A 7,345-nucleotide genomic window follows, 5' to 3' on the forward strand; every position below is an offset into this window, starting at 1 on the left:
TCACCAAGTCCTTTTAAATCTCTTTTGATAAACCCCAAGTATAAAATACATACAGATCTCTATCTAAAATATTGTCCGAGTACGGAGAAACTTTTTGACACAGCCTATAAGAGTCTAGCTTGATAAGCATCCCACCCTTTTAACCTATGCATAAGGATGTAAGTATAAATAGCCTAAGTAATATTACGGTTATAGAGTAGATGAATTACAGCAAAAACACTATTTTTGATACATGTGCTAGAAATTACGCGGAAATTCATAATTTTGACTACCAACAACCTCATAGTTGAAGCATAATAAATAATCTGAAGTGAAAATATCGCCTTCAGTCGGGTGTATACTACTTACTTTCCTACGGCTAATAAATTTGTAAACGTGCTATTTAACTGTCTGTTATATGAGTAACGACATAGATCTGATCAAACGTCTAGGCCCCAGTGCGATGGATCAGATCATGCTTTATCTGGCTTTTAGTGCCATGCGGACCAGTGGGCACAGGCATGGGGCATTTTTAGATGCAGCGGCTACGGCTGCCAAATGTGCAATTTACATGACCTATCTGGAGCAAGGGCAAAACTTGCGAATGACCGGGCATTTGCACCACTTGGAGCCGAAACGGGTCAAAATCATTGTGGAGGAAGTCAGACAGGCCCTGACTGAAGGTAAATTGCTGAAAATGCTGGGTTCTCAGGAGCCTCGCTATTTGATTCAATTGCCTTATGTTTGGATGGAAAAATATCCTTGGCGTCCCGGGAAATCGCGCATTCCCGGCACAAGTCTGACAACCGAGGAAAAAAGGCAAATTGAGCAGAAACTACCAAGTAATCTGCCTGATGCCCAGTTAATTACATCTTTTGAGTTTTTAGAGTTAATTGAATTTTTGCACAAGCGATCGCAGGAGGACATGCCAACCCAGCACCAGATGCCTTTGAGTGAAGCTTTAGCGGAGCACATCAAGCGCCGTCTACTCTACTCTGGCACGGTGACGCGCATTGATTCTCCGTGGGGTATGCCTTTCTACGCTCTTACCCGTCCTTTTTATGCGCCAGCAGACGATCAAGAGCGTACTTATATCATGGTGGAAGATACCGCTCGGTATTTTCGGCTGATGAGAAATTGGGCAGAAAAGCGGCCAAATACTATGCGAGCCTTGGAAGAGCTTGACATTCCTCCAGAACGCATAGAACAGGCTCTAGAAGAATTGGATGAAGTCATCCGCGCTTGGGCTGATAGATATCACCAAGAAGGTGGCATACCGATGATTTTACAAATGGTGTTTGGCAAGAAAGAAGACTAATAACTCAGGTCAAGAGTCAAGGATCAAGGGGAGCTATTGCGGTCTTGGGGTCTCACGCCAGTCCGCTCAACAGGGGGAACCCCCGTACGCGGCTGGCTCCCCAAGTAGAGCAAGTAGCGTTTAAGAGTCATAATTTGGAATTATGAATTGCTTATTTTCCTTGTTCCTACGAAGTTCTGAGCGGCGGAAGTTGGCGCTGCGACTTCTGTGCTGATCTTCTATGCTTGTTCCGCCTTTCTGCGGTGAAACAAAAATCCTGATGGCTATTTGCTGTACGAGCTTCAATTACTACCTGGTTGTGTGGGAATTGGAGCCGTTTCAAAAGTAGGGCGAAATTCTGTGGGTCCTTGAACTTGGGGTAGGACCGAAGGTGTAAATGTGCTAACTGTGTCACTGCCACTGATACAAGTATCTAGTGCCTGAGTAAGAGCAAAGTTAATTTCACTACGTAAACCTACCACACATTGACCAAAGCGGACAGGCAACAAACTCCGACCGCAGTAATTTAAAATTGCTGGGTTAGCTGCTTCTTTATTAGGATAGAGGCTAATACCAATTACACAACTAGCTAAATCTTCAGGACGTCGTGCTTGCCGACAAGTAGTAAGAGCATCTACAGCGCTGATTTGTGTCCGCCTGCTAATTGAAACTACGCAAGAAGACAAATCCCGTGGACGGAGTGCCCCTGCACAAGCTTGTGATGCAGAGTTCGCATTAATATTTACACGCAATAGCTGACCTGCACAGGCACGGTAATCATTGCTGCTGTAGGAGGCGGTGATAGCCATACTGGGAACCATCGTGGCTAACCATCCTGCGATCGCTAAAACTGGCGCTGTTACCTTCAGTGCTTTAGCCGACAACATTCTATAGTCAGAACCGCCTTTTTTGCTCATCGATTTTTGCTCCTTAACATTGCCGTTCTCCAAACACCCAAGGCTATGCTAACTCAATAAGTGCAACCAATCTTTCTTCATTTAGGGAATTTTAGTTGCATAGTCGAGGATAACTCAGCAATTCAAAATTCAACAAGGTCAAAGGTCAACAGTCAATAGACAACGATCATTCGTCATTAGTTCTTTCTTGCTCTCCCAGCCCTGCTTTTTTCTCCTTGTCCACTTTTCATGTAAAGTAATAAAAGTTTTTTAGTTGCGATCGCCTGTTGGCATTAGCACAAAATTCTGATGATGAAATCGATAATTTCTGGAAATTCTGTTTTCCAGGTATTTATAATGGAATGTCTGGGTAAAGTTGAAACAGGATTAGATTAAGGAAACACATGTCCCGATATAGAGGGCCTCGCCTCAGAATTGTCCGTCGCTTAGGCGACTTACCAGGATTAACTCGTAAAAGCGCTAGACGCGCTTATCCACCTGGTCAGCATGGTCAGAATCGCAAAAAGCGTTCTGAGTATGCTATCCGTCTGGAAGAAAAGCAGAAGCTGCGCTTAAACTATGGTCTAACCGAAAAGCAACTGCTACGCTATGTCCGTAAAGCCAGACGTGTGACTGGTTCTACAGGACAAGTGCTGTTGCAACTGCTAGAAATGCGCCTAGATAATACGGTTTTCCGCTTGGGTCTAGCTCCGACTATTCCCGCAGCACGGCAACTAGTGAATCATGGTCATATCACCGTGAACGGACGTGTAGTTAATATTGCTAGCTATCAGTGCCGTCCTGGTGAAGTAATCGCTGTCAAGGATAAAGAAGCATCGCGTAAGTTGGTAGAAGCCAACCTACAATATCCTGGACTAGCTAACCTCCCCAGTCATCTGGAGTTTGATAAAACCAAGCTGGTTGGTAAAGTCAACGCTGTTATTGAGCGGGAATGGGTGGCTTTACAAGTTAACGAACTGCTCGTGGTGGAATACTACTCACGACAAGCGTAATAGTCATTTGTCCTTAGTCATTTGTCCTTAGTCATTTGCAAAGGACAAATGACAAATTACTATTGATTACCCGCCAATTTGCGACATAGTACGGGTATATGTACCCGCAGTGCCAGATTCACGCTGTTTAAAATTAATTTCTGGCTTAATTGCCAGCAAATATCTTACCTGCTCTTGCAATTGTCCAGTGCTAATACCAGCCCTAAGAGCAGTTTTTAAATTAATTTGACCAGTTTCATTCAATAGACAAGGACGTAGCCAACCGTCTGCACTCAAACGCATCCGGTTACAGCGATCGCAAAAACACTCCGACATCTGACTGATGAATCCCAGTGTACCTTTGGCCCCTGGAATTTGAAATACATCAGCAGGTCCAGCACCACGAACTTGCGATTCTGTCAATCCCCAGCGATCGCGGATTTGTTGACGTAATTGCGCTGATGAGATCCAACCGCGATCCCCAAATAATTGTCCGTTACCAATCGGCATAAACTCAATAAATCGGATGTGCCAGTTGCGGTCAATACTTAGGGCAGCTAAATCGAGCACTTCATGATCGTTCACCCCAGGAATCACCACTACATTCAGCTTCAGGGGGTCGAAGCCGACGCGATAGGCAGCTTGAATTCCATCCCAGACTTGCGTCCATCGTTCACGACCGCGATTGCCGATAATTTGCTCAAATGTACCTGGTTCCAAAGAGTCCAGGCTAACATTGATGCGTCGCAACCCAGCATCGTAGAGGTTTTGGGCGATGGGGGCCAGTAAAAACCCGTTGGTTGTCATTGACAAGTCTTGGGTTTGGGGAAAAGACGCGATCGCCCCGACTAATTCCACCACATGAGGACGCAGTAAAGGTTCCCCACCAGTCAAACGAAACCGGGTAAAACCTACAGGAATAAATACCTCTTGAATCAGGGTGAGGAGTTCCTCATCCGTTAGAAGTTGTTGCTTGAGAATATAGTCTACTTCTGCACCTTCCGGCATACAGTATTGACACCGGAAATTGCAGCGGTCGATCAAACTAATCCTGAGGTAATCTACCTGGTTCATTTTTTAGTGTTTATTTCTATTCTATTTCTGTAAACGAGAAGCAACCTGATAGCAAGCGATCGCTTTTATCAAAAGTCGGTATATCCAAAATTTCCACAAGCAACTAGAATGGGATATTCTTTTAACGTCCTCAGCAATTACTACATGCCTTTGTTATTTGATTGTTTTGAATGCATAAAGTCAATTTTTCTCCCTCAATCTCCTGCTTTCAGCAAGTTTTAAGTCTAGCGAATTTTTAATGATCATTTTGAGAGATCGCTAAATGGTAGTAAAAGTACAACCTAGAAAAAATATAAATCAATTTTCCGTTTCACGTTGTTTTTCTGTAATGCTGCTCTTGGGTCAAGTATTGCTGCATTTACTCCAAGGAAAAACTTATCACCGTAAAATCCTAGAACATATGGTAACTGCTGGACCGGCTTCTCTGCCTCCAGTTCTTCTTGTCAGCGGTTTTGCTGGAATGATATTTACTATTCAAACAGCCAGAGAATTAGTGCAATTTGGCGCTGTAAGTGCTGTGGGTGGTGCTTTCGCCTTAGCTTTTTGCAGAGAATTAGCTCCCATATTGTCGGCTAGTATTATTGCTGGCCAAGTAGGTTCAGCGTTTGCAGCAGAGATAGGTGCAATGCGAGTCACAGACCAAATTGATGCTCTGCATATGCTCAGAACCGATCCAATTGATTACTTAGTACTTCCGAGAGTAATTGCTTGCTGCTTGATGACACCATTATTGACAATTTTTGGTTTAGTCACAGGCATCATTGGTGGAATTTTTGCGGCATCACAATTTTATCAAATTGCTCCAGAGGAATTTTTAGAGTCAGTCAGAAGTTTTTTAGAACCATCAGATTTGTGGATTATTTTGCTGAAAGGATTTATTTTTGGAGCTATAGTTGCTGTCAATGGTTGTAGTTGGGGGCTAACTACCAGAGGTGGCGCCAAGGAAGTAGGAGAGTCAGCAACAACAGCAGTTGTGACTACCTGGGTATTAATTTTTATGATGGATTTCTTTTTGTCTTTATTACTGTTTGGGAAACCCACGTTTTAAAAATCTGGATCATATAAGTAGGTCGGCGTGAATATTTATCGTTGGGATGAGGCAGGAGGCAGAAGGTGAGCCAGCGCGGTCTTGGGGGTTTCCCCCATGAGCGACTGGCGAACCCGAAGGGCAGGAGGGAAGAGGGTTTAAGCCTATTTGATTTTTCCACACCGTTCTACTTATCAGCGAATATGGTGCTGCAATTGTGAATTGTGAGAGCTGATTGATCAAGTAAATCTTAAATTTTTAGTGGTACGGCACACTTACATAACATTCATAGCACGTAGACCTTTGTTAACCTCTTAGAGGGCTTTTATCTAACTACGTTGCCATCGTTTGCTGTTCACACTGACTGGTTCGTTCGTGTAGAGATTGGCTTTTCTTCAGACTTAGACGGTGCAAGATATGCCCCAGCACCAAGTGCAACCATTCCCCCACCTATGGCATACATAACATTTTTATGAAAGTATTGCGAGCCGAGGTAGCCGAAAGCAATTGCCGCGACTGTTGTAACAATCATTTGAGGTAGTTTCATAAAGAGGCCGTCCTTTGATTAACGCTCTATTGAGGCAGATAGCGAGCAATTTGTTGCTAGTGGTGTGTAGTTCTACTATGTAAATTCATCTCAGTGGTCAAATAGTAAACTTTTGGTAGAGCTTGCACTACATTCTACAGAGAGGGAATCATACTTCTTTGGGTAGAAAAACAGGAGCGATCGCTTTTCAAACAAACATTATTTGAACTACCTTGTTGTCAATAAATAACCTCTAATCACCATCAGGCTCACTCACCCAGCCGCTACCAACGGCTTTGGTGCTTCTTGTCTTTGCCGCACCGCTTGTCCTGTAAGCATTTCCACCACATCCATGCCATTGCCAATTACACCAGGTACGCTGGGGTAGCAGGCACTCGCTCCCACCAGGAAGAGATTGGGTAATTCCGTTGTATATCCTAGGCGATCTAAGCCCACCTGTTTGGGCACCAACTTCGCGCCATAAATATTTCCTTGGGGTTGTCCCAGATAAAATTCACTGGTGGTCGGTGTGCCGTAAAGTTTCATCCGCGCATAATTGTCTACATCTGGAATCAAATCTCGCACACTAGTCATTATCTGCTGATAAACTTCCCGCTTTTTCGCTTTATAGGCTTTCGGGTCGTGTTTGTGCAGGGATTCAAATGGTTCGTAGGGACAGATGGTAGCAATCTCCAGAACATGATGCCCTCGTGGCCCTATTCCTGGTTCCTGAGTCTTCATGGTTGGACAAGAGAGGAAAATCCACGGGCGGCTAAAGTCTCCGGCTAATTGTTTTTGATATTCTCTGTTGAGGTCACCTGTGGGATAGTACCAAATATTCCAGTTACCAATACCGTAGCGTTCCGGGTCAAAACGGCTATCTAATCCCAAGTAAATATTGAAAGCACTAGCTGAGTATTCGTAGCCAGTTAAGCGTTGACGTTCCTTACGGCTCAAGGCTTCAGAATCATGCATCAACTCCACGGTTAATTTGGGGTCGAGGTCACTGATGTAAGCTTTACTAGCGCTATAAGTTTTACCATTGGCAATAACGCTGTGAATAGTGTTGTGGGACTTCCAGAAAATAAAATATACAGTTTATAAGAATGATAATCATTCCGAGGGGAAGGGAGAGGCTGCCGCAGGCAGCCTCTCCCTTCCCCTTTTTGTAGTAAATTCAAGGATGATTCGATTTTTCGGTAGAAAAAGGTGTCTATACAATTAACGGATTCACTAAAACACTTGTTGAAGGAAACGGCACAGCAATTAACAGGAGCAGCCAAACGTAAATTTATTGCACAAACAGTTGTGGCATTAGGATACGGAGGACACTCTCTAGCACAGCGAGAGTTGGGATGGAATCGGGTAACTATTAGTAAAGCAATCAAAGAATTAAATAGTGGTATCACTTGTATAGATAACTATCGAGGTCGAGGACGTTATAAAGCAGAATCACATCTACCAAATCTTTTATCAGATATCAAAAAGTTAGTTGATGGTCAAAGTCAGATAGACCCAAGTTTTAAAAGTCAAAGGCTCTATATGCGTCTTTCT

General features: G+C 43.7%; 6 protein-coding genes and 2 pseudogenes. 4 read left to right on the forward strand and 4 right to left on the reverse strand.

Translation table 11 applies throughout. The features are described 5' to 3' along the window. Window positions 1–397: 397 nt before the first annotated feature. Window positions 398–1,297 (forward strand): heterocyst differentiation master regulator HetR, encoded by a 900-nt coding sequence (gene hetR, locus BV375_RS11025; RefSeq protein WP_086760296.1) that lies wholly within the window; start codon window positions 398–400, stop codon window positions 1,295–1,297. Window positions 1,298–1,578: 281 nt separating this feature from the next. On the opposite strand, the gene BV375_RS11030 is transcribed toward hetR, so the two are convergent. Further along, entirely contained in the window at window positions 1,579–2,193 is a 615-nt protein-coding gene (locus BV375_RS11030; RefSeq protein WP_086760298.1) for a hypothetical protein, read from the reverse strand. A gap of 383 nt (window positions 2,194–2,576) precedes the next feature. Here BV375_RS11030 and rpsD point away from each other — a divergent pair, with 383 nt between their 5' ends. After that, window positions 2,577–3,185, forward strand: a complete 609-nt coding sequence (gene rpsD / locus BV375_RS11035; protein WP_086688970.1) for a 30S ribosomal protein S4 — start codon at window positions 2,577–2,579, stop codon at window positions 3,183–3,185. Window positions 3,186–3,251: 66 nt separating this feature from the next. Here rpsD and moaA read toward each other — a convergent pair whose 3' ends face one another. Next, the gene (moaA, locus tag BV375_RS11040; protein ID WP_086760300.1) at window positions 3,252–4,238 is read right to left on the reverse strand and encodes a GTP 3',8-cyclase MoaA; all 987 of its coding nucleotides are present in this window, start codon (window positions 4,236–4,238) and stop codon (window positions 3,252–3,254) included. 262 nt (window positions 4,239–4,500) lie between these two features. Between moaA and BV375_RS11045 the strand changes: the two genes are divergently transcribed. After that, a complete protein-coding gene (locus BV375_RS11045; protein ID WP_086760302.1) occupies window positions 4,501–5,286 on the forward strand; it encodes an ABC transporter permease in 786 nt (261 codons plus the stop codon). A gap of 334 nt (window positions 5,287–5,620) precedes the next feature. On the opposite strand, the gene BV375_RS11050 is transcribed toward BV375_RS11045, so the two are convergent. Together BV375_RS11050 and BV375_RS11055 are read right to left on the reverse strand one after the other, a co-directional pair. Continuing rightward, a complete protein-coding gene (locus tag BV375_RS11050) occupies window positions 5,621–5,812 on the reverse strand; it encodes a hypothetical protein (protein ID WP_086760304.1) in 192 nt (63 codons plus the stop codon). A gap of 252 nt (window positions 5,813–6,064) precedes the next feature. Further along, a pseudogene (locus BV375_RS11055) lies at window positions 6,065–6,853 on the reverse strand (NAD(P)/FAD-dependent oxidoreductase); the annotation flags it as partial. Window positions 6,854–7,006: 153 nt separating this feature from the next. Between BV375_RS11055 and BV375_RS11060 the strand changes: the two are divergent. Beyond that, window positions 7,007–7,345 (forward strand): annotated as a pseudogene (locus BV375_RS11060) (ISAzo13 family transposase); the annotation flags it as partial.

Source organism: Nostoc sp. 106C (assembly GCF_002154725.1).
Lineage (GTDB): Bacteria > Cyanobacteriota > Cyanobacteriia > Cyanobacteriales > Nostocaceae > Aulosira.